This window comes from Exilispira thermophila (genome assembly GCF_055389015.1).
Map to the genome: position 1 here is coordinate 309,893 of NZ_AP042476.1, position 24,780 is coordinate 334,672.

Genomic DNA, 24,780 nt, shown 5'->3' on the forward strand with positions numbered 1-24,780 from the left:
ATTTTAAGTAATCAGTATTGTAGTAATTAGTTTATATATTTTAAATGTATTAAATTAAGATAGAGAGAAATAAAATTTATGGGGTATATTCAGAGAGGTTTTGTATATAAATCGAAAAAAAAGCCAAATTTAATTATTTTTATTTTATCTTCATTATTATTATTTTTCATAATATATTGTATTGTTTTCTTTTTCATGGATTTTGGAGTTATAAACAATAATACTGGTAAATTAAATGGTAAAGTTATTATAATTTATAATAATGGTCTTGTTAACTTAACAACTAAATATAATGACATTATAATCTATTCTAATTCATCTTTTTCTTTTGAAAAATATTATTTTGATAGAATTTTAAATAGAATATCATTTGGGTTATTTATTAAAAATTTTGATGAAAAATATCATTTAAATTTATACAAAATTGTAGGGAAAAGTGGAGATGTAGTCACTATTCAAAAAGGTAAGTTATTTATAAATAATAAATTTATTAAAGAGATAAAATTACCAATTTATTATGAAAACATTAAATTTAAACTTTTTGATAATGAGCTTTTTTGTATTTCCATTGATAATAATGATTACTTTGATTCTTTTGTAATTGGTTCTTTATCCAAAAAAAATATTACAGGTAAAATTGTATATTGAAAGATAATATAAACTCAGATAATAAAATAATAAATAATTATAAAAGTTTATCTATATATATTCATATCCCGTTTTGTTTGTACAAATGTAATTATTGTGATTTTTATTCAATTGGGTTAAAACCTTTTAATTTATTAAAAAGCAATTCTAGTAAAAAATTTCAAAATAACAAAATAAATGAAATAATAAAATCTTTTGTTAATGCTATAGAAAATGAAATAGATTTTTATAGTATTTTTTTTTCAAATTACAAAATAAAAACAATTTATTTTGGAGGAGGTACACCTTCAATACTTGATCCTCATATTATTGAACATATCCTGCTTCATATTAATAAAAGATTTAAAATTGAAAAAAAATGTGAAATAACAATTGAAGCAAATCCAGAAGATCTAACAGAACAAAAAATTTCATTTTATAAAAAATCAGGTATAAATAGAATATCTATTGGTATTCAATCATTTGAAAACAAAGATTTAGAATTTCTTGAAAGAAGAGGAAATAATAAAAAAAATTTACATGCAATTGAGATTGCAACAAAACATTTTGATAATATTTCGTGTGATTTAATTACTGGATTACCGTATTCTTCAGTTGTAAAAAACTTAGATATATTAAAAACTTTTAAGATTCAGCATATTTCAATTTATATGTTAACTATTTACAAAGATTTAAGATTATACTCTTTGATAAAAAATAAAATAGATAAAATAGAGGAAAAAACAGTTAATGATTATTTACTGGCATTGAAGTGGTGTAAAGAAAATGGATACAAACAATATGAAATTTCAAATTTTGCACAAAATAGAAACTATTTTTCAAAACATAATATTGTTTACTGGAAAAGAAAACCTTATTTAGGATTTGGGCCTTCTGCATCTGGTTTTTTTAAAAATATTAGATATAAAAATGGGTTGCTAAACAAATATATTTCATTTTATGAGAAAAAAAACAAAATTATTGAAAATTATAGTTTCAAAAATAGTTGTAAAGATAAAAAAGAATTTTTAAATTTTTATAATATAAATAGAAATTATTTTTCAGAAATTGAAAATCTTACAAAAATTGAAGTTGAAGAAGAATTTATCATGCTTTCTTTAAGATTAAATAAAGGTCTTTCATTAAAAGAATATGAAAAAAGGTTTCATCAAAATTTTATAAAAGAAAAAGCAACTATTTTAAATGAGTTACTGGAAGAAAAAAAAGTAAAAATAATAGATAATTATTTAAAAATTGTCCCAGAATATTTTATTTTTTTTAATGATATTATCAGCAAATTAATTTAATTATTTTTTAATTATATTTGCCAAATATTATTGACCATTAAATATAATTTTGTTATCTTATGATAGCACAGGAGAAATCTAATTTAAAGCAAATTATTTAATCTCGATTTTTTGTTACTGCATTTTTTAATATTAGATATTTTTTTGTAGTATATTGAAGAGATTGTATAGAAAAAAATAATATAACTATAATAAAAATTAATTCTAAAATTAAATGAAAATAAATAAAATGAAAATGAATTAAAATTAAAAATTTATAAATGGAAGGAGAAAAATGAAGAAAGAAAATGAAAATGTAAAAAAAGAAGATATTGAAAAAACTAAAAATTCTAAAACTGAGTCAAATGATGAAGTTTTAAAGAAAAAGAAGTTAAAAGAAGAAATTTCAAAAAATATAGATGATAATGCAATTGAGGAGTTAATTTTGCTAAAACAAGCTCTTGATGAGAAAAGTGAAATGTTAGAAAAAGTTAGTAAAGAAAGAGATGATTTCAAAGAATCTTTATTGAGACTAAAAGCTGAATTTGAAAATTATAAAAAAAGAATGAGAAGAGAAAAAGAAGAGTTTGCAAAATATTCTACTCAAAAATTAATTGAAGATCTTTTACCTATTCTTGATAATTTTGATAGAGCTATTGCAAGTGGGAATGAATCAGAAAAAGATGATCCATTTTTTGAAGGGATAAAATTAATTGAGAGATCTTTTTATGACCTACTTGAAAAAAAATATAATCTAAAAAGTGTTGGAAAAAAAGGTGAAAAATTTAATCCAATATATCATGAAGCTATTACAATAGTTGAAGATAAAAATTCTGATGGTCTTTCTATAGAGGAAGTTATACAAAAAGGTTATATACTTGCAGATAGAGTTATAAGAACTGCTAAGGTTGTTGTTCGAAAAGGGATGAAAGGCGCTAATGGTGGAAAAAAAGAAAAAGCAGAAGATAGTAGTAAAAATAGCAGTACTTTAGATTCTACAAAGAAAGATAATATTAATAATAATGATAAAAATGATAATGATAGTAAAGAAGAGATCAAATAAATATATTCTATTTTTATAAATTTGTTATTAAAAAAATGGATTTTTAATTGGAAGAAGAATTTATTTTTAATAAAGAGAAAATGGGAAAAAATCTAAATTATTAAAAATTTTTATTTATTTTTATAATAAAATTTATTAATTTATAATTAGTTATAAATAAGAATAAAAAGATTTAATTAAAATTAAGAATTTAATTATAAAATTAAGGAATAGAAATAGTAAGGAATAAGATATATAGACAAAAAATAAAAGTTTATAACTAAAATTATATAAAAAAAAGATAATAAGTTAAAAAAGATATAAAAAAACTTAATTAAAGAAATTATAGAATAATAAGATTATGAAAAAAAAAAGTAAAAAAGTTTAAAAGTTAGAATAAATCTAGATATTAATAAAACATAATATTGTAAAATAAAATATTTTAATAATATAAATAAAACAAAGTAAAATAAAATATAAAAAAAATAGGAGTTAGTTTATGGGAAATAAGATCATAGGAATTGATTTAGGTACTACCAATTCTTGTGTTGCAGTAATGGAAGGTGGAGAACCTACTGTAATTATCAATGAACAGGGATTGAGAACTACCCCTTCAGTAGTAGGATTTTTAGATAATGGTGAGATTTTAGTTGGTATTCCAGCAAAAAACCAGATGATTACTAATCCTGAAAATACTATTTTCTCAATTAAAAGATTTATGGGAAGAAAATATGCTGAAGTAGGTGAAGAAATAAAAACAGTTCCATATAAAATAGAACAGGGTCCTAATGGTGATGTAAGAGTTAATATTAAAGGTAAACAGTATTCTCCCCCAGAAATTTCAGCAAGAGTATTAATGAAAATGAAAAAAATTGCTGAAGATTATTTTGGTGAAGAAGTAAATAGAGCTGTTATTACAGTACCTGCATATTTTAACGATTCACAAAGACAGGCAACTAAAGATGCTGGAAAAATTGCAGGTTTAAATGTTGAAAGAATTATTAATGAACCAACTGCTGCAGCATTAGCTTATGGTCTTGATAAAAAATCTAATGAAATTATTGCTGTTTATGACCTTGGTGGTGGAACTTTTGATATATCAATTCTTGAAATAGGTGACGGTGTATTTGAAGTAAAATCAACAAATGGTGATACTCACTTAGGTGGTGATGATTTTGACCAGAGAATAATGAATTGGTTAATTGATGAATTCAAATCTGAAACAGGAATAGATTTATCTAAAGATAAAATGGCTTTACAAAGATTAAAAGAAGCAGCTGAAAAAGCTAAAAAAGAGTTATCATCTACGATGGAAACAGATATAACTTTACCTTATATTACTGCTGATCAATCAGGCCCTAAACATTTAAATAAAAAATTAACAAGAGCTAAATTTGAACAATTAATAGATGACCTGGTTGAAAGAACTAGAATTCCTTGTGAAAATGCAATGAAGGATGCAGGTGTATCTCCTTCTGATATTAATGAAGTTATTTTAGTTGGGGGTTCAACAAGAATTCCAAAAGTTCAATCTATTGTAAAAGAGATTTTTGGAAAAGAGCCTCATAAAGGAATTAATCCTGATGAAGTTGTTGCTGTCGGAGCAGCAATTCAAGGAGGTGTTTTAGCAGGTGAAGTAAAAGATATTCTTTTACTTGATGTAACACCTTTATCATTGGGTATTGAAACATTAGGAGGAGTATTTACTAAAATTATAGAAAGAAATACTACAATACCTACTAAAAAATCTCAAATATTCTCCACTGCAGAAGATAATCAAACAGCTGTATCTATAAGGGTTTTCCAGGGCGAAAGACCAATGGCTAGAGATAACAAGTTACTTGGCCAGTTTGATCTTGTAGGTATTCCTCCAGCACCACGTGGTGTACCACAAATAGAGGTTACATTTGATATTGATGCAAATGGTATCATGCATGTTTCAGCAAAGGATTTAGCTACTGGTAAAGAACAAAAAATTAAAATTGAAGCTAAATCAGGTTTAACAGAAGAAGAAATAGAAAAAATGATTAAAGAAGCTGAAGCCCATAAAGAAGAAGATAGAAAGAAAAAAGAGCTTATAGAAGCAAGAAATGAAGCTGATACTTTAATTTATTCTATTGAAAAAACTTTAAAGGAATATGGTGATAAAATAACTGCAGCTGAAAAAGAACCAGTACAAAAAGCTATTGACAACTTAAAATCCAAAATGAATGAAAATGATGTACAGGCTATTAAAACTGCAATGGAAGAATTAAAAAAAGTAAGTTATTCAATTACTGAAAAGATGTATCAACAAGCATCAGCTCAGGGGCAAAATGCAAATACAGCAGGTGCTGGAACTGGAACTCAAGGACAAACTAAACCTGATGAACAAGCAAATGCAGAAGGTGCAACTACTGAAGAAAAATCAAAAGATGACAATGTTGTTGATGCAGATTATGAAGTTGTTGATGATGATAAGAAAGATAAATAAACATTAATACTTTTAAAAAGAGGGGAATTTTCCCCTCTTTATTATTTACTAAATTTATGAATAAAAAATGGATGGGATAACCATATATGGCTGCGAAAAAAGATTATTATGAAATTTTAGGGGTATCAAGAACTGCTTCTAAAGAGGAAATTAAGAAAGCATATAAGAAATTAGCAATGAAATATCATCCTGATAGAAATCCTGGTAATAAAGAGGCTGAAGAAAAATTTAAAGAAATTACTGAAGCCTATGAAGTTTTAGCGAATGATGAAAAAAGAGCTATGTATGATAGATATGGCCATGTAGATTTTAATGGAGCTGGATATGATCCTTTTTCTGGTGGAGGAAGAGGATTTTCTGATTTTGATGATTTATTTGGAGATTTTTCAGATATATTTTCATCTTTTTTTGGTGGAGGTTTTTCCTCATCAAGAAGGGGTGGAACAAGAACTCATAGAAGACAAAAAGGAGCTGATCTTTATTATGAACTTTCTATAGATTTAGAGGATGCAGCAAAAGGAAAAGAAGTTGAAATTCAGCTTTATAAAGATGTAAAATGTCCACAATGTGGTGGTACAGGTGTACAAAAAGGGTTTACTTTAGAAACATGCCCAACATGTCATGGTACTGGTCAATATACTACAAGACAGGGATTTTTTACTGTATCTACAACCTGTCCAACATGCCATGGTTCAGGAACTATTAACAGACATCCTTGTACTAAATGTAAAGGTAAAGGTACAATTAAGCAAAATAAAAAAGTAAAAGTTAAAATTCCAAAAGGGGTTGATACCAATACTAAATTAAAAATTTCTGGAGAAGGTGAAGAAGCAATTAATGGTGGTATTAATGGTGATTTGTATATTATAATCAATATAAAACCAAATAAAAAATTTAAAAGAGAAGGTGCAGATTTATATAGTATTGTTCCAATCTCTTTTTATCAAGCAATTTTTGGAGATACTATTTATATAGAAACAATTGAGGGAAAGGAAGTTAAAGTTAGAATTCCCCCTCATACTAAAAATGGTACAATGTTAAGAATTAAAGGTGAAGGTATATATGATATACATAAAATGAGAAAAGGTGATCTATATTTAAAAGTTGAAATAGATGTACCAGCACACTTATCTTATCAAGAGAAAGATTTACTTAAAAAATTGTATGAATTATCTTCTCCACCAAAAAAAGTTTCACCAAAAGCTTTAACATAAAGCTTTAAATTTGGAAGTTCTAAAAAATTATTTGTAAATTTTTCATAATGTTTTACTATATTTATGCCTGGGTTAACGGGAAGAAAGACTATAATTGAAACCGACACTTTTATAGTAGGGGATTTTTATATCCTCTGTGGATGAGAGGTGAATAACTTCCTGAAGCAGAGGTGCGAGATCCCACTTGAACCTAAACGGTTCAATTCCCTCTTTCGGATCGTTAACCCGGGTATATTTTTCTATGGAGTTATTTATGTTAAGAAACCTTAATATTGAAATATGCGATAAAAAATTAGTTGTGCCAGCTAATACAAAAGTTATTGAGTTAACTGATGAATTAAATATTCCTCTTGAAAAGATAGATAACTATGTAGCTGCTAAAGTAAATAATAAAGTTGTTTCTCTTAATTATAAATTGAAAGCAGATAGTATTGTAAAATTAATAACTCCAAAAGATGAATTTGGATTTAGAATTTATGTAAATTCTCTAACTTTTTTACTTTTCCATTCTTTTTACCATTTTTACCCTGAAAAGAGATTGGTGATTTCACATTCTCTTTCTGATGGTTTATACTTTTATTTATATAATGATGAAAAAGTAACAGAAGAGATGGTAAATCAAATAGAATCTTTTATGAAAAAAGTTGTTGATATACATTTACCAATTGATATTGAATTCTGGGAAAAAGATGAAGCTTTAAATAATTTTATTAAATATAGAGATAAATACAACTTTTTAAAATATTCCTCATTAAATGCTGTCTTGGTTTCTCATATTAAAGATTTTTATGATATTAGTTTAACACCTCTTGTTGTTAATACTGGCGTTTTGAAATATTTTAAACTTTCTTTATATAAAGATGGAATCTTGTTAAGGTATCCTAAAAGAAATGAATTTCCTGAATTTTCAGAATTTGTTGATCAAAAAAAATTATTTTATGTATATAAAGAGCAGGAAGATTGGGGAAAAATCTTAGGGTTTGAAAACCTTGGGAAGTTAAATAAATTGATTGTTAATAAAAAAGCATTAGAAGTTATTTTGATTTCTGAAGCATTACAAAATAAAAAAATAGTTAAGATTGTTGATGACATTAAGAAAAAAGAAAATGCAAGAATTGTTTTAATTGCTGGGCCTTCCTCATCTGGAAAAACTACTTTTTCTAAAAAGTTAATGGTTTATTTAAGGTCAGAATCAATCTCTTCATATGCAATTTCTCTAGATAATTATTTTTTAAATAGAGAACAAACTCCAAAAGATGAAAATGGAGATTATGACTTTGAAGCACTAGAAGCTCTTGATATTGAATTATTTAATAAAAATCTTAATAGTATTTTAAACGGAGAAAAAACTAAATTACCTATTTTTGATTTTAAAATCGGAAGAAGGTCAAATGAATATATTGAATATACACCAAAAGGTGATGAGATAATTATTATTGAAGGAATTCATGGATTAAATCCACGATTAACTTATGATGTTGATAATAAATTTAAATTTAAAATTTATATTTCACCTTTAACTCAGGTTAATATAACTGATAGTGTTAGAATTCCAACAACAATAGCAAGATTATTTAGAAGACTTGTAAGGGATTATCGATATAGAGGGATATCTGCTGATGAAACACTTTCAAGATGGCCTTCTGTTCGAAGAGGAGAGGAAAGAAATATTTTCCCATTTCAAAATGAAGCTGATCAATATTTTAATTCTGCTTTACCTTATGAATTATCAGTTTTAAGACCTTTTGCAGAACCATTATTGAAATCAATTAAGAAAGATTCTCCAAACTATCCAATGGCTAATTTTTTATCAGAATTTATTTTACATTTTTTACCAATACCTGCTGATTTTGTTCCTACAACCTCAATTCTAAGAGAATTTATAGGAAGTGCTTTATATTTGAGAGCAAAATAATTATTTATGGATAATAAAAATGAATTATAAATTTAGCTCTTCTTTAGTTGAAAAGATAAATGAAAACCTCTCAATAATTTCTTTAATTGAAAGAAGCCACAAAATATATTTTATAGGAATCTCAGGGATTGGAATGTCTGCTTTAGCAAGGTTATTTAAAGGGATAGGAAAACATGTTTCTGGAAGTTCTGATTTAGAAAATGACCAGACAAAGAGTTTAAAAAGTGAAGGTGTAAATGTTTTTATTGGACATAAAGTAGAAAATTTAAGTAAAGACATTGAACTGGTTATTAAATCTGAAGCAATTCCTGATAATAATATTGAGATTATTACTGCTGAAAAATTGAATATTCCTATAATTACCTATGGAGAAGGATTATCTTTCTTTTTCAATAAATTTAAATCTGTAGCTATTACAGGTACTCATGGAAAAAGTTCTGTTTCAGGTATTTTAGTAGATTCATTGTGGGATACTGATAGGATAAGTTATCTGGTTGGTACCAATGTAAAAAAGACAAAAAAAAATGGAGCTTTTAAAGGGATTTTATTTATAGGGGAAGCCTGTGAATACAAAGAAACCTTTTCAAATTTTTATCCAGATACAATTATAATACCTTCTCTTGAGATGGATCATGTTGATTACTATAAAAATAAAAAAAATTATTTAAATGCTTTTAAAGATTTTATTCTTCATTTAAAAGGGGAAAATAAAATAATTTTACATGTTTCTACTTATGAAGAAATTCAATTATTAGAATTTATAGTTTCTTTACCATTTATAAAAAATTATTATTTTTATTCTGATTTTATGAAAATTCATGAACTTATAAATATTCTTTCTAAAAAGGTTAATATAGATATATTAAAAAAAATTCTATCACATTTATATTTTTATAATTATAAAGGAAAAAGTAAAATTTTTAATAGTGAGAAAGTATTTTTAACAGAAGTTTATAAGGTAAAAAATGTAAATAATGCATTAAAATATATAAAAAATTTAAAAGAATTAAAAAAAGAGAAAATATTTAATTATAAAGAATTTTATAAAAAAGAAACAGAACTTTTATTCCCTTTTCCATCTAAGGAATATGCAGCAAATATTACCTCAGTTTATATATTTTTAAAGACATTGGGGTTTTCAAAAAAAAAGATATTTGATTTAATTAAAGGATATAAAGGAATAGAACGTAGATTTGATATTATGGGAATTGATAAAAATAGAAATATTGTTATTAATGACTATGCTCATCATCCTTCAGAAATAAAAACATTTTTAAAAATGGTGAAACAAAAATATCCAGATAAAAAAACAATATCTATATTTCAACCTCACCAATATTCAAGAACATATTATTTGTTTAAAGGATTTATAAACTCTTTTAATATACCTGATCATGTTATTTTTCTACCTATCTATAAACAAAGAGATACTGAAGAGGATATTAAAAGGATTTCTCATAATAATTTATGTTTTGAAATTTCAAAGAAGAGAGATAGAGTGAATTGTTTTGATATAGAACAGCAGTTATTTGATTTTTTAGAAAAATTTTCAGAAAGTGTTATACTTTTTATAGGAGCAGGTTCAATTATTGATATAGCGCGAAGATATTTTAATAAAAATAAATTGTAATATATAAATTTTTTAATAATAAAATATTATTACAATCAATGTAACCATAATAACTATAATAGAATTATTAGACAATCCCAATTATGATTTTATAAATAGAAGATATTAAGAATATATAATAAAATGGAAGTTACATTTATATTAAAAAATATAAGAAAGAATAATAATATAGAAATCAAATTATTATTAAAAAAATATAAGAAAAAAATAATATAGAGAAACTAAATTATTATTAATAAATATAGAAAATATAAATTAATAAAAAATTAAAATTTAATTTATGAGGTAGATATGAATAAAAAAGATTTGTTAAAATTACCAATTTGTAAGGTTAATGGAGAAAAAATTTATTATGCAGAACTTGATGCAATTTATAATATTGAGATTGATAATTATTATAAGGACTACCCTGAAGATAAAATATCTTCTGAAGAGTTAAAGGAGTTATTTTTTGAAACATTTTATTCAATTATTTATGAAAAATTAATTATTCAACAGGCTAAAAAGGAAGGATTAACTGTTAGTGATGAAGAATTGCAAAAGGAAAAAGAAAATTTTATGCAAAAGTTTAAACATGAAACTGAATATTTAATTGCTCTGGATGATAAAGGTTTAAATGAAGATGATTTTATTAAAAAATTAAGGGAAGAATTACTTTTAAAAAAGATGTTGAAATTAAAAGTTATTGAACCAATTGATTTTACTGAAGAGGATTTAAAAAAGTATTATGAAACAAATAAAGATTTTTTAACTCCTAAAAAGCTCTATAAACTTTCCCAGATTACTCTTGATGAAGAGAAATTTACTCGATTTTCAAATATGATTTTGAATAAACTTAAAAAAGGTGCAAAATTTAGCAATTTAGCAAAGCAGTATTCAATTGATCAATATAAAGATGATGGAGGAAATATTGGCTATTATCCAATTGATGCTTTTGAAGAAAATATAAAAAAAGAACTTTTAAAGCTTGGTATAGGGCAAATTTCGAATTTTATTAAATTTGAAAATAAATACTTATTATACAAACTTGAAGATGTTCAAACTAATGTACAAAAAAGTTTTGATGAGATCAAAGAAAAACTTAAAGAATCTTTAAAAGAACAGATTTATATGGATAAATTTTATAGTTATGTTGAAAAACTTATGGAAAATTCGAAAATTGAATTTTTTGAGGATAATCTTGAAAAAATATTTAAATCTAATTAAATATAAAAAAAATGATCTTCTTGCAATTTTAATTCTTTTTTTATTGTCAACATTAATTTTTTATTTTTCAACATCAAAGGTAAGCAACTTTCTTATTGTTTATATTAAATATAAAAATAATGTGTATAGATTTCCTTTAAACGAAGATCGTATTGTTAATTTAAAAAATGGAAATATTGTAATTGAAATCAAATCAAATAGGGTAAGGGTAAAGAAAAGCGATTGCCCTGAAAAAATTTGTGTATTAACAGGATGGATCTCTAAACCAAATCAAATAATTGTTTGTATTCCAAATAAATTGATAGTTAAGATAATTGGAAGGAAAGTGAAATACGATTCAATAAGCAAATAATTTAAGAACTATGGAAATAATAGAATTTAAAAAAAAAGATAATAAATTTATCTACTTTTTTGCATCTGTTTCAGGAATTTTGTCTTTTATTGAAAATTTTTTACCCAGAATATTCATCTTTTTTAAAATTGGTATTGGTAATATTCCTATACTGTTAGTTTTTGAAGATATAGGAAATTCACAACTATTTTTAATTGTGTTATTTAAATCTATTATCTCTTTATTTTTTTCAGGATTACTTTTCTCACCAACTGTATTAATGTCTTTATCAGGAAATTTTGGGGCTTTTTTAATAATGATTTTATTAAAAAGGATAAAAGGGTTAACGATTGTTACAAAGTCTATCATTATTGCTTATTTTTCAAATTTGTTACAATTGTTTGCTTATGCTATTATAATAATTAATGATATTTCAGTAGTTTCATTAATATATATTACCTTTCTTTTATCATTGATTACAGGTTTTATAACAGGTTTTATTGCATTGAATATAAAAAATAAATATTTGCAGATAAAATTTATATAAAAAAATGGATATAACCATATTATAAAATAATTTGTCCAATGTTTTAATCTTATCTATAAAATGTGAATAGCTTATATTATAAAATGGGGTGCATGAGATTTAAAAATGGAGAAAATTAAAAAACATATATTAATAGTTAACACTTCTTTTACTCATTGCGGTGTAGATGAATATTGCTTAACTTTATATAATCTTTTAAAAGATAAATTTGAATTTTACTTTGCTATTAGAAAAGGCTCAGATTTTGATAGAAATGTTTTGAATGAGGAAAAGATTCCTGAAAAGAATAGGTTATATTTTTTGAATAATTATATAAAAAATATAATAGTATTCAAAAGGTTTTTAGTTAAAAATAATATAGATATTGTTCATATTCATACAGCTTCTGATTATTATTTAACTTTATTTGTTCAGAAAAATGTAAAACTTATAATTACAAGGCATAATAGTTTTAAACTTAATTATATCCCTAATGCTATTTTTTTAAAAAGATGCGATACAATAATTGCGATTTCAAATTATGTTAAAAATAGTTTATTAGATCAATTTAAGTTTCTAAGTCCCAAAATTAGTGTAGTTTATAATTCATTAAGTAAAAATTATGATTTTAATAATAGTTTTAACACTAATAATAAAATAAAAAAAAAGATTATTGATTTCAATAATAATAGTTTTAATGTAAATAGTAATTTAAACAAAACAGAAAATTTAGAGAATACAAAGGAGCAAGATAAAATTAAATTAGATGATAATGAAATTATATTAAATAATAATTTTAAAAAATTTTATGTTGGTTTTATTGGAAGAATTACCTATCAAAAAGGATTGCATATATTAATTAAAGGATTTGAAATTTTTCTTAATAATATAGGTAAAATTAATAATGAAAAAGACAATAATTTGCATAATGATTTAAATCAAATACAGGTTAATAATAAGGAAGATATAAAACTTATAGTTGCAGGTAATTTTAGTGATAAAAAATATGAAAAATATATAAAAGCGATGATTGAAAAAGCAGAAATAAGAAAATATATTTATTTTAAAGGGTTTGTTAAAAACAAGTCGGAATTTTATAAAAATATTGATTTTCTTGTTGTTCCTTCTCTACATATCTGGCAAGAAGCATTTGGTTTAATTGTATTGGAAGCTTTTCAATATAAGAAACCTGTTATCACTTCAGAAAGCGGAGCATTACCAGAAATTAATATCCATAATCTTACCGGGTTTGTTTATAATGATGATAACCCTGAAAAATTAAGTAAATATATTGAAAAATTTTATGTAAATAGAGAACAAATTAATACAATGGGGAAAAATGGATATAAAAGATTGAAAAATAATTTTAGTGAAGATACTTTTAAAAATAATATGATTGCAATTTATGAAAGATAAAAAATAACAAATAATTAGAATCAGTAATTTTTACTTCTTAATAAATGACATATATAAAAGTGTGGTGTAAATAAAAAGTATATATAAAATTAATAAATAATGCCAATAAATAAAAATAAAAAATTAAAGTAAATTAAATATGGTTCTCTTTCATAATGTATGGATATTTATTCTAAATCGCCTGCAATTTGTAATATTTTTAATTTAAAATTATCATTATCTTTATAGTTATAAATTTATAAGCATATCATTTATTTGGTAATGTTTTTATTACATTATTTTTTTAAAGCATTGGGGAAACTTGACTTTCTTTTTGTTGTTATTATATTTGATATAATAATTGTGTGATAATAAATAATTATAAACTTTGATTAGCTCAAAATAAGGCAAATCTTTGATGGAAGGTTTCAGAGAAATAATGACTTTTGAGGAGATTGTTTATAAGATGACAGGAGAATACAAAGTTCATGCAATCAAGGTTTGGGAAGTCCCTTATAGAGAAAGGAAGTTATATCTGAATCAGTTTCACATATATTACCAAATTAGAATGATATCCGAAATAACTTCGGATATAACTGAGTTAGGTGCCATTATCAAAATAACTTTTTCGAAGGAGTAAGATTATGCCTTCCGATAAACAACTAGAAAACTGGTTTAAATCATTAGAATCATTCAAACATATAAATAAAGGCATTATGGGGCAATATGAAAATATTTTTAAATCATTAAATTCTCCTTTTATGTTAAAATCAATTGAGCAATTAAGAAATATTCTTGTAGGTTTTGATAAATTTTCTCAATTGCCAATAGAAATAAAAAAAAGTTCTTTATTTCCATTTAATTCACAATTGTTAAGCATTCAAGAATCATTAAAAAATATTTCTTTGCCTTTAAATTCATTTACAAAAACAGCATTAGAATTTGATAAGATGTCAAAAGAATGGCGAGAGAAATATTTGGGTGCTGCTGGCCCTTTGTTAAAAATCCAATATGATTTTGCATTACAATTCTCAAAAATATCAGAACGAATATATTTATCATCATCAATTTTAAAACATTTAAGTAATGACCATTTTGCTTCACTTGTAGAATCCTCAAAAATAAGAAAAAAACTATTAACAAGTCAACTCAACTTTTCGAATTCCTTTTCCATGTTATTTAAGCATTATGATAATAAATCAATTTCCTTTTATACTCTACCTTCGAATCAAACAATTATACCTGCTACTGAATTTTATAATTCTGCATTTCTTTCAAAAACATTTAGTTATCATGATGAAAGCATCGAGTATTCCAGAGAAGAAGAACATTTACTAAAAGATATAAAAGCAGAAAATGAAATATCATTAGATGATCTTCTTGTGAAAATTGATAAAAATTTATTAAAACTGTTGTATGGAGCAAGAGAAGCGTTAAAATCAGATAATATTGATAGAATAAGGCATTTTTCTGTTTCTTTAAGAGAACTTTTTACTCATATAATTCATCATATCGCACCAGATTCCGAAGTAATGAAATGGAGTAATGATCCAAAATATTATGATAAAGGCAAACTAACAAGACGAGCAAGACTAGAATTTTTATATAGCTCAATTAATAATAAACCATTTAAAAAATTTGTAGAAATGGACATTAAATTAACTCTTGAATTTTTAAACTTATTTCAAGAAGGTACACACTCGTTAATTGGGTCTTATACTGAATTGCAATTAAAATCAATGTTGCAAAGAATGGAATCGTTATTATATTTTTTATTAACCATAAAATATCAGTGATTTAATTTTGGAAACGGCGCAAAATACAGCGTATGTGTTTCGCTCCTTGTCGGTCGCTTTGGGCTTAGCCATATTTGCCTCTGTTGCACTTCGGCAAACGTCGCATACGCTGGAAACGTTAGGCGAAATTAGAAGAAACGAAAAGGAAGTAACAAACTAATATGGAATATAACAACATAAAGAAATATCTGGATAATCAAAAAATCAAAGTTGTAGAAGAATACGACTTTGCAAAAAAGAAAATAAAATACTCTGAAAAAATAAAGGGTTGGAAAATTGAAAATTTTAGAGGAGATGAAGAAGTTGTAAGAGCTTTCATTCTTGCAAAGCTTGTTAATGAACTTGGCTACAAACCTGAAAATATAGAACTTGAAAAACAATATGATATTGGCAGACCAAAAGTAAACAAACCAAGAATTGACATAATTGTAAGAGATGAAAAAACTGAAAACATATTTTTATATATTGAATTAAAAAGTCCGCAAGATTATGAAAAAGATAAAGACGAAGTAATTGAGAAACAACTTTTTAATCTTGCAAGTCAAGAAAAAGGACAAGGAAAAAATGTAAAATATCTTGTTTTATATACGATTGAACAATTAGATAAAGAAATAACAGATAAATGCATTGTTATTGATTACGAAAAATTCACTTCGTTTGATAGTTGGGCAGAAGTTAGAAACTTCGCAGACGAATTACCTGCACGATATGGAAAAGCTCAAAAAGAACCATTTGTAAAAGGTGGTAAAAAAGATTTAGAAACCAATTTTACACATGAACAATTATATGGACTTCGTAAAAATTTACATAATGTTCTTTGGGGTGGTGGTGGAACTGACGATAACGATGTTTTTTCATCATTAGTAAATATCATTTTAGCAAAAATTCAAGACGAAAGCGAAAAGAAAAAAGGTGAAAAATACGATTTTCAAATTTTTACATATAAAAATGGAGAAAGTTTCGAGACAAACGAAGAACTTTTTGAAAGAATAAACAAATTATACCGCAGAGCTTTAAAAAAGCGATTAAATATAATTGATGAAAACAAGCTAAAAAAATCATTTGTAATTGACGAAAACAAGTTTTCTTTAAATAAACTTAAATACACCGTAGCTCAATTAGAACGCTATTCATTTGTTGATGGGAAAAATAGTTTTGACGGAAAAGATATCTTAGGTGATTTTTTTGAAGGAATTATTCGAGAGGGTTTTAAACAATCAAAAGGCCAATTTTTTACACATATAAACATTGTAAAATTTATTTTATGGGGTTTACAACTTGACAAACTTGCCATTGAAAGAGTAAATCGAGATTTGGAAATCCCTTATTTGATTGACTCAAGTGCTGGTAGCGGAACTTTTCTAATAGAATATATGAAATTTATCACGGAAAACTTAAAAAGGCGTTTCCGGGATAAACTTGATGACACAAGAGATATTGAAGACAAATTTTATCAATGGTTTTTGCCTGACCACAGAGAAAATAAATGGGCAAAAGATTATATCTATGGTATTGAAATAAATTTTAATCTTGGAACTGCTACAAAAGTAAATATGATTTTACACGGTGATGGTTCTACAAACATTTTTGTAAAAGATGGTTTATTGCCTTTTAAATTTTACGATAAAGAAACAGCACCAAACTTTTTAAAACAATTTGAACACGACCCGTTATATTCCGAAAAAGAAGTAAACGGACAATTTGATGTGATTATTACAAATCCGCCTTTTAGTGTTGATTTGGATAATGAAACAAAAAAGAATGTAACAAAAGAATTTATTTTCGGAGGTAAAAAGAATTCTGAAAATTTATTTATTGAACGCTGGTATCAACTTTTGAAAGCAAACGGAAGACTTGGCGTTGTTTTACCCGAAAGCGTTTTTGATACAACTGAAAACAAATATATCCGTTTATTTATTTATAAATATTTCAAAGTTAAAGCAGTTGTTTCTTTACCACAACTAACATTTGAGCCTTTTACATCTACAAAAACAAGTTTGCTTTTTGCTCAAAAGAAAACTAAACAAGAAATTGAAGAATGGAATAAATACTGGACTAAATATTCTAATGAATGGAGTAAACTGAAAACAAGAGTTGAAAACATTTTGAAAGTTTATATTGACGAAAAAGAAAAAAACAAATTTCCTTCAATTAAAAACCTAACAAAACAAGAAGAAAAAGAGATTTTGTTGAGAATGCTTAAAGATTACAAAGAAGATGAAGATAAAAATTTATCAGCAAAAAAATTAACAGAAAAATACCAAGACGAATTAAAAGGCCTTTGTAAATATGACAAAGATACAAAAGATGTTTTCGGATTTGTAAATACTTGGTGGGTTTTTGGCGAAGTTGCAAAAGAATTGAATTACAAAATATTTATGGCAGAAGTTGAAAATGTTGGTTACAAACGCACCAAACGAGGAGAAAAACCAATGCCAAACGAACTTTATCGGGAAGGTGAAATTGAATATCCGGACGGAACAAAAAAAATAGGTGTTCTTTTGTCTGATGAAGACGGTGTATATAAAACAGCTCTTGATTATATGAGAAAAATTAAATGGGACTAAGTTATGACAGATATTAAAACAAATAAAATAACAATTTATCTTTTGAAAAATGGTAAGACAATAAAAGAGACTTTTCGTAATGATAATTACAAAGTAATAACATTAGATAATTTTAAAAACAAATATTTCTATTACGGAACTTCTCATAGCTATCAACCCAAATGGATTAATAATTTTTTTAATAATGAGCTAAATGGTGTAAATTTATTTAATCAGTCATCAAAAGCAATATTATTTAGTAAAATAATTATAGATGACGAGGAAAAAATCTTCGCTATACCTTTTGGCTATGGGTATTCAATGATTAATAAAATAAATTGTGTTGAAGATTTTGGTTTGAAATTAGTTCTTAATATCGTTGATAGAAATAGCATTCGAAAGATTGGAAAAAGAACTTTATCTTCAGAACCCAAAAATACAATTGAACAATTAAGTAAAATCGGTGAAATATCAGATTTTGGTATTGATATAGAACAAGATTTAGTAGAAGAAATTACCGGCAAACCAAAAGATAATTTAAAAGATATATTTTCTGAAAGTCTTGTTACTGGAAAAATAGCTTTTACTATCTCAAAAAAAGTAAATATTGAAAATATTGATGAATTTTTAAAAATTTGTTTTGAGTATTATCAAAAAGATAACTATAAAAACAATTTCTCTTTCATTGATCAAGTGAAAGAAATTAAGGATAATGAATTTCTAAATGATAAATTATTAGAAAAAATAAAATATGATAATATCCCAGATGTAAAATTATGGATGGCAATTCCTGAAATAATTAAATGGGAAAATATTTCAGGTTTCTCTTTTACGGGAAAAAACGAAAATTTGTCAAATGATATTACTTACAATGATTTTAAAAATTCATTAACTGTAGAACAAATTGAAAATATTAATATAGATTTTTTAAGACTTAAAAAAATAGTTGCTTTTAAAAATACAGATAACAATGAATACAAGAATTGGTCAGCCTTTCAGTGTTTGTATTGTGAAATAAAAGAACATAATAAAACATATGTCTTAACTAATGGTAAATGGTATGAAATTGCACAAGATTTTGTAGAAGAAATTGAAAATAATTTTACAGAAATAAAAAATAATTCTTCTACTCTAACATTAATACCAGCAAAGAAAAATGAAAAAGAAAATGAATATAATAAGCGTTTAGCAAATACATTACCAAGTGCTATTTTAATGGATAGAAAGAATATTCGTTATGGTGGTGGTGCAAGTGCCATTGAATTTTGTGACGTTTTTGATACACAAAACAATCGTTTTATTCACGTAAAAAATTATTATGGTTCCAGTGCATTAAGTCATCTTTTTGCACAAGGAAGAGTTTCAGGACAATTATTTTTAAACGATGAAAAATTTAGACAAAAGGTTAAAGATATGGAAAATAAACTACCATTTAATCCTCTCAATAAACCGAACCCTGATGATTACCAAATAATTTATGGCATAATTAGTGAATATAAGGGAGATTTAAATCTTCCGTTTTTTAGTAAGGTAAATTTAAAAAATGAAAAAAAATTACTTGAAGCCTTTGGTTTTCAAAAAATATATCTTGTAAAAATACAACGGGAAAATATTTAATATGGCTTTTAATATATTTGAAATAGAATTTAGTGAATTAGCAAAAGAAATAACATTTAGATTTGATGTTGATTTTGTTGATTTCAATCGAATTGAAAATAAGACCGCTTATTCATTTAAAGATTTTTTTGATATAGAAAATTTTGAAAAAAAAGAAAGATTAAAATTTATAGAAGAAATTGGAGACAATGATTTTTATTATTCAGAAATTGGAAATGTCACTAAACAAGGAAACGTTAATCCTTTAAAATTAAACTTCAATGACAGAAATGAATTAAACGAAAATTATTTTAAAAAAATTGAAAAGGGAGATATACAAAAAGTTGTATTAAATAATATATTATTAGCAAAAGTTAGACCAAATTTAAAAAAATATTTATATATTGACGATGAAAAAAAGAAATATTTTTATACAACTGCTTTCATTAATTTAAAGCCTAAAAAACTGAATAAAGTTTTTTACTATTCATTTAGAACAATTTTTTACAAAAATTTGATGGCTATTTCAAGGCAAGGTAAAGGCTATCCAACATTAAAAGAAGATGATTTATATACTCTAAAATTTGATAAAACAATTATTAAAAAATTAGAAGAAAAACAAAACGTGATAATTGCCAAAATAGAGCCGATTGAAAAGAAAATAAAAGAGTTAAAAAGCCAAATTAAACAACCGCAAGAGATTATCAATAAAGTTTTTGCAAGAGAATTTGGGTTTGATGAAAACTTATACAATGAGTTTGGCAAAGGAATGACAGCAGGGACACAAATGGCACAAAACAAAAAATTAAGAGTATTTGAGACCGATTTTCAAGATTTTTCACGGAGTAGTATTTTTCGTTTTTCTACCCGTTTCCATAATCCACCGACAAAAGAGCTAATGGATTTTATGGATAACATTAAAACTCTGAAAGTTAAAGATATTATTAAAACTTACGAAAAAGGTGTTCAACCTATATATAATTCAGACGGTGAAATTCCAGTTATAAAAATAGCAAATTTAAAAAATGGGCATATAGATTTCTCTGAAAACGAAAAAGTTACACGTATATATTTTGACAAACTTGATGATAAAAAGAAATTGAAAAAAAATGATATAATTATTTGTGCGACAGGTAAAATATCTCTTGGTAAGATTGATATTTTTGAAGATACACAAGAAGCCATAACAACAGTTGATAACTATATTTTAAGAATAGATAAAAATAAATACAACCCTTTATTTTTTACATATTTTTTCAGAAGTATTTTGGGATTTTTTCAAATAGAAAGAGATTATACAGGAGCAACTAATCAAATACATTTATATTGGAACCAAATTTCTGAACTTGACATACCAGATATTTCTTTAACAGAACAAAAAAGAATAGTAAACGAAATAAAAACTGAATTAGATAATCAAAAAGAAATTGAAAAAGAAATTGAAAAAGAGAGAAATAAAATTGATAAAATAATTGAAGAAGTGATAAAATAATTATGCAGAACATTATATATAAGCAATATTGGGTCAAGTGTAATAAATGAAACGAATATGAATAAAATTAACAGCAGTGTAAATATGAAACAAAGTGCTGAATATCTCGCCACTGCTCATACACTTGCCCGTTAACAGAAATCCTGTACACCACCCTTATATATGTAGAAGATGTGTGTGGATAATAAAACAAATAAAGAAGGTGTATGATGAAAACAAAAATAAATTTTGAAAACGATAATATTTTATTTATTTCAAATGAACAAATAGATATAGATATTGAGTCCAGTGAATTCAAAAAAAATAATGATTTTGACAGACAGAAAATTAGGGAAAAAGTTGAGCCGTGGCTTACTGCGGTTTTTCAGAGCGAACATCTATCTTTACTTGTCGGTTCTGGATTACCAATTGCGTTAGTTGATAATGGTTCAATGATGTCAAGGATTGAATTTAGTGGTGATTATAAAGAAAAAATTAAAAAAACAGCAGAGAATGAAGCAAAAAATATAGGTAGAGGTAAAGCTAACTTTGAAGATGATTTAAGAGTTGCTATTGAATTGTTAAAAGGATATGACATTATTGGTGATGAGGAAAATTCAAAACGACTAAGAGAAGAAATAAATAATAACCTTACAAATTTAGCAAATAATATAATCGACAACGAAAGGAAATTTTTAGATAAATTAAATAAAAATAAAGAAGGTAAATCAACCAGTAAAGAAGGTGAATCACTTAAGGAAAGAGAATTTCCATTATTAATACTTCAACAATTCTTACTTAGTTTTTCAACAAGAACTGCCACAAGAGACAGATTAAATATTTTTACTACAAATTACGATAGGTTTATCGAATTTGGGTTGGATGAGGCTGGGATATTAATCCTTGATAGATTTATTGGCAAAATTAAACCTATTATGAGATTTCATAGAATTGACCTGGATTATCATTATAATCCTCCTGGAATTAGGGGAGAACCGCGCTATGTTGAAAGTGTGGTTCGTTTTACAAAGTTACATGGTTCAATTGATTGGCAATTTGATGGTGAACGGATTATAAAAATGCCCATTCCATTCGGCGCAGAAATAGGGGAAAAATATTTTGAAGACCCTTTTGATAAAGTTGTTATTTATCCTAATTCTTCTAAAGCAATAGAAACAAGTTTCTTCCCATATTCAGAACTGTTTAGAGATTTTTCAACAGCTATTTGCCGTCCTAATTCTGTATTAGTTACCTATGGATACGGTTTTGGGGATTCTCATATTAACAGAATAATTAAAGATATGTTAACTATTTCTTCAACTCATATGGTGATTATTTCATATAATTTGGCAGACGGTAGAATTAAAAAATTCGTTGAACAATGCAATGAGTCCCAATTAACCCTAATAATAGGAAGTGAACTTGGAAATATAGAGAATTTAACTAATTATTATTTACCAAAACCTGCTATTGATAGAATTTCTGACAGACTGGCAAAATTACAAGAAAAAAGGGCTCCATTAAAAAATCAAAAAGAGGGATTTGATAAAAATGATGAACCATAATTTTGATGAAATCAGACATCTCACTGTTGGAACCGTAGAATCTGTTTCTCCTAAAGAAATTAAAGTTTTATTGGATATTGATGCCCCGCTAAATACTTCCCTCAATAGTGGTATTCCACAACAATTCCCTCGTATAAATGGATTTTTACTTATTCCTAATGAATTAGGGTCTCTAATTGGGATGATAATATGGATAGGGATAGAGTATTCTCCTTATCCTAAAAGAAAAGGATATAAAGATTTTGATCTGGTAGATTTACCCTTTCCCTTGAGAAAATTGTCGCTTTCTCCAGTAGGAATTCTGAAAAAAGTAGAAAGTGGATATGAAATTGACAGAGGTGTTTATAGCTATCCATCCATTGGAGATGTAGTCATTGTTCCATCGCAAGATCAACTTAAAGCTATTGTCCAAAACAAAGATAAAAATGCCAGAGTAAAATTAGGTAATTCTCCTATGGCTGCTAATGCACCTATTTATGTTGACCCGGATAAACTATTCGGTAGGCATTTAGCAATTCTTGGAAACACGGGCAGTGGTAAATCCTGCACAGTTGCCGGACTTATTCGATGGTCAATAGAATCTGCAAAACAAGAAACTAGAAAGGATGATGAAGTCAATGCTAGATTTATTATTATGGATCCGAATGGAGAATATGGTAGTTGTTTTGAAGGACTTGGAAATATTAAAAAATTTGAAGTAAAGATTAGGGAAGATGGTATGATTAAACAACTTAAAGTACCTTCATGGATGTGGAATAGTTGGGAGTGGATTTCTATTGCCCAGGCAAGTGCTCGAACACAACGTCCCATTTTAAGAAGGGCTTTGAGGGAAATAAAAAATGCAGAAATATCAAAAGAGGAAAATGCTAACATTTTATTTAAAAATTTTCTTGTAAGTTTAAAAATTAGCTTGATTAATTATCGGAAAGATGGTGCAAAACTTTCAGAATGGCCAGGAAAACAAAATTATGGAGAATTTCTTGAAAATATTAAAAAATCTTTAGAAACTTTTACTGAGTTAACTAATAATTATGAAGATATAAGAAATGATTTAATAAAGAAAATTGATAATTTTTTAGAATCACATCCTAAGGACAATGGTAAATATTTTCCACCATTTTCTTTAGATGAAGTAAATCCGCTTTTACAAAAATTAGAAAGATCTGAAGAAAATATTGGTCAATTAACTCCTTATGAAGGTCCAGACGAAGATTCACCGGTCTTTTTTAAGAATGAGGATTTCTTACCACATATTAAAAGATTAGCAGAGGAAAAAAATCAACAACAATATTTCGATTTCTTTTTGATGAGAGTGGAAAGCTTATTTAAAGATAAAAGAATAGCGTCAGTTATTAATATAGAGACTGAGGAAGAACTTACCTTGGAGCAATGGCTTAAGGACTATGTCGGAGATAAAGAGAACAATCCTTCAATAACGATTATAGATTTATCTTTGTTACCTTCAGAAATTCTTTACTTGGTCATTTCTGTAATGGCTCGTATTATTTTTGAGGCTCATCATAGATATAAAAAAGAAACTGATCACACTTTACCAACAGTTCTGGTTGTTGATGAAGCGCATAATCTTATTAAGAGATACAACACCGAAGATGAAAATATTTCATCACAAAGGTTATGTACTCAGATATTTGAAAAAATAGCCAAGGAAGGAAGGAAATTTGGTTTAGGGTTAGTTTTGGCCTCTCAAAGGCCTTCAGAACTTTCACAAACGGTATTATCTCAATGTAATACTTTTTTATTACACAGGATTGTAAGTGATAGAGATCAGGAAATGGTTAAAAAATTAGTTCCTGATACAATAGGAGGCATACTTAATGATTTGCCCGTATTACCTTCGCGGAAGGCTATTTTATTGGGCTGGGCAACCCCCATACCAGTATTAGTAGAAATAAATGAACTACCTGAAAGTCATAGACCTAAATCAAAAGACCCAGAGTTCTGGGATGTCTGGGTTAATAAGGAAAAAAGAGAAATAAATTGGAAAAAAATTGCAGATAATTGGCAGGAAAAGAAAGAAGAAGGTAGTACATGACATAGCATAATTTTTTTTAATTAAATTAAGCATCGTGAGGAACTCTTCGCAACTTAGTTGCTCACATTTCGGGTCTATTAACAGGGGGTATGTAGTTCGCTCAGCCAT

General features: G+C 25.8%; 17 protein-coding genes and 1 other RNA gene. All 18 read left to right on the plus strand.

Going from position 1 to position 24,780, the window contains the following annotated elements; all coding sequences use genetic code 11:
* Window positions 1-78: 78 nt before the first annotated feature.
* The 18 genes from ACZ5EC_RS01275 (at window position 79) to ACZ5EC_RS01360 (ending at window position 24,672) form a co-directional block, all read left to right on the plus strand.
* A complete protein-coding gene (locus ACZ5EC_RS01275) occupies window positions 79-648 on the plus strand; it encodes a S26 family signal peptidase (RefSeq protein WP_464303156.1) in 570 nt (189 codons plus the stop codon).
* Window positions 645-1,934 carry a radical SAM family heme chaperone HemW gene (gene hemW, locus ACZ5EC_RS01280; RefSeq protein ID WP_464303157.1) on the plus strand — a complete coding sequence of 430 codons (1,290 nt, stop codon included), beginning with the start codon at window positions 645-647 and terminating at the stop codon, window positions 1,932-1,934. The genes ACZ5EC_RS01275 and hemW overlap by 4 nt, the downstream gene beginning before the upstream one ends.
* 274 nt (window positions 1,935-2,208) lie before the next feature.
* Entirely contained in the window at window positions 2,209-2,976 is a 768-nt protein-coding gene (locus ACZ5EC_RS01285) for a nucleotide exchange factor GrpE (RefSeq protein ID WP_464303158.1), read from the plus strand.
* Window positions 2,977-3,454: 478 nt separating this feature from the next.
* The gene (dnaK, locus tag ACZ5EC_RS01290) at window positions 3,455-5,428 is read left to right on the plus strand and encodes a molecular chaperone DnaK (RefSeq protein WP_464303159.1); all 1,974 of its coding nucleotides are present in this window, start codon (window positions 3,455-3,457) and stop codon (window positions 5,426-5,428) included.
* Window positions 5,429-5,514: 86 nt separating this feature from the next.
* Window positions 5,515-6,642 carry a molecular chaperone DnaJ gene (gene dnaJ, locus ACZ5EC_RS01295; protein WP_464303160.1) on the plus strand — a complete coding sequence of 376 codons (1,128 nt, stop codon included), beginning with the start codon at window positions 5,515-5,517 and terminating at the stop codon, window positions 6,640-6,642.
* Between the two features lie 61 nt (window positions 6,643-6,703).
* A non-coding RNA gene (gene ssrS, locus ACZ5EC_RS01300) (6S RNA) lies at window positions 6,704-6,878 on the plus strand.
* A gap of 17 nt (window positions 6,879-6,895) precedes the next feature.
* Window positions 6,896-8,557, plus strand: coding sequence for a uridine kinase family protein (locus ACZ5EC_RS01305; RefSeq protein WP_464303161.1), 1,662 nt, complete (start codon window positions 6,896-6,898; stop codon window positions 8,555-8,557).
* Window positions 8,558-8,576: 19 nt separating this feature from the next.
* Window positions 8,577-10,187 carry a Mur ligase domain-containing protein gene (locus ACZ5EC_RS01310; protein ID WP_464303162.1) on the plus strand — a complete coding sequence of 537 codons (1,611 nt, stop codon included), beginning with the start codon at window positions 8,577-8,579 and terminating at the stop codon, window positions 10,185-10,187.
* A 291-nt stretch (window positions 10,188-10,478) separates the two neighbouring features.
* Window positions 10,479-11,393, plus strand: coding sequence for a peptidyl-prolyl cis-trans isomerase (locus ACZ5EC_RS01315; RefSeq protein ID WP_464303163.1), 915 nt, complete (start codon window positions 10,479-10,481; stop codon window positions 11,391-11,393).
* Entirely contained in the window at window positions 11,368-11,745 is a 378-nt protein-coding gene (locus tag ACZ5EC_RS01320; RefSeq protein ID WP_464303164.1) for a NusG domain II-containing protein, read from the plus strand. Before ACZ5EC_RS01315 ends, ACZ5EC_RS01320 begins: the two co-directional genes overlap by 26 nt.
* A gap of 10 nt (window positions 11,746-11,755) precedes the next feature.
* Window positions 11,756-12,271 (plus strand): Gx transporter family protein, encoded by a 516-nt coding sequence (locus ACZ5EC_RS01325; protein ID WP_464303165.1) that lies wholly within the window; start codon window positions 11,756-11,758, stop codon window positions 12,269-12,271.
* 105 nt (window positions 12,272-12,376) lie between these two features.
* Window positions 12,377-13,666, plus strand: coding sequence for a glycosyltransferase family 4 protein (locus ACZ5EC_RS01330; RefSeq protein ID WP_464303166.1), 1,290 nt, complete (start codon window positions 12,377-12,379; stop codon window positions 13,664-13,666).
* 623 nt (window positions 13,667-14,289) lie between these two features.
* On the plus strand, window positions 14,290-15,441 hold the full coding sequence (locus ACZ5EC_RS01335; RefSeq protein ID WP_464303167.1) for a pPIWI-associating nuclease domain-containing protein: 1,152 nt from the start codon (window positions 14,290-14,292) through the stop codon (window positions 15,439-15,441).
* A 161-nt stretch (window positions 15,442-15,602) separates the two neighbouring features.
* Window positions 15,603-18,008, plus strand: a complete 2,406-nt coding sequence (locus ACZ5EC_RS01340; RefSeq protein ID WP_464303168.1) for an N-6 DNA methylase — start codon at window positions 15,603-15,605, stop codon at window positions 18,006-18,008.
* Between the two features lie 3 nt (window positions 18,009-18,011).
* Window positions 18,012-19,604, plus strand: a complete 1,593-nt coding sequence (locus tag ACZ5EC_RS01345) for a DUF6119 family protein (RefSeq protein ID WP_464303169.1) — start codon at window positions 18,012-18,014, stop codon at window positions 19,602-19,604.
* Window position 19,605: 1 nt separating this feature from the next.
* Window positions 19,606-21,075 (plus strand): restriction endonuclease subunit S domain-containing protein, encoded by a 1,470-nt coding sequence (locus tag ACZ5EC_RS01350; RefSeq protein WP_464303170.1) that lies wholly within the window; start codon window positions 19,606-19,608, stop codon window positions 21,073-21,075.
* A 209-nt stretch (window positions 21,076-21,284) separates the two neighbouring features.
* Window positions 21,285-22,619 (plus strand): SIR2 family protein, encoded by a 1,335-nt coding sequence (locus ACZ5EC_RS01355; protein WP_464303171.1) that lies wholly within the window; start codon window positions 21,285-21,287, stop codon window positions 22,617-22,619.
* Entirely contained in the window at window positions 22,606-24,672 is a 2,067-nt protein-coding gene (locus tag ACZ5EC_RS01360; protein ID WP_464304146.1) for an ATP-binding protein, read from the plus strand. The genes ACZ5EC_RS01355 and ACZ5EC_RS01360 overlap by 14 nt, the downstream gene beginning before the upstream one ends.
* Window positions 24,673-24,780: the final 108 nt, after the last annotated feature.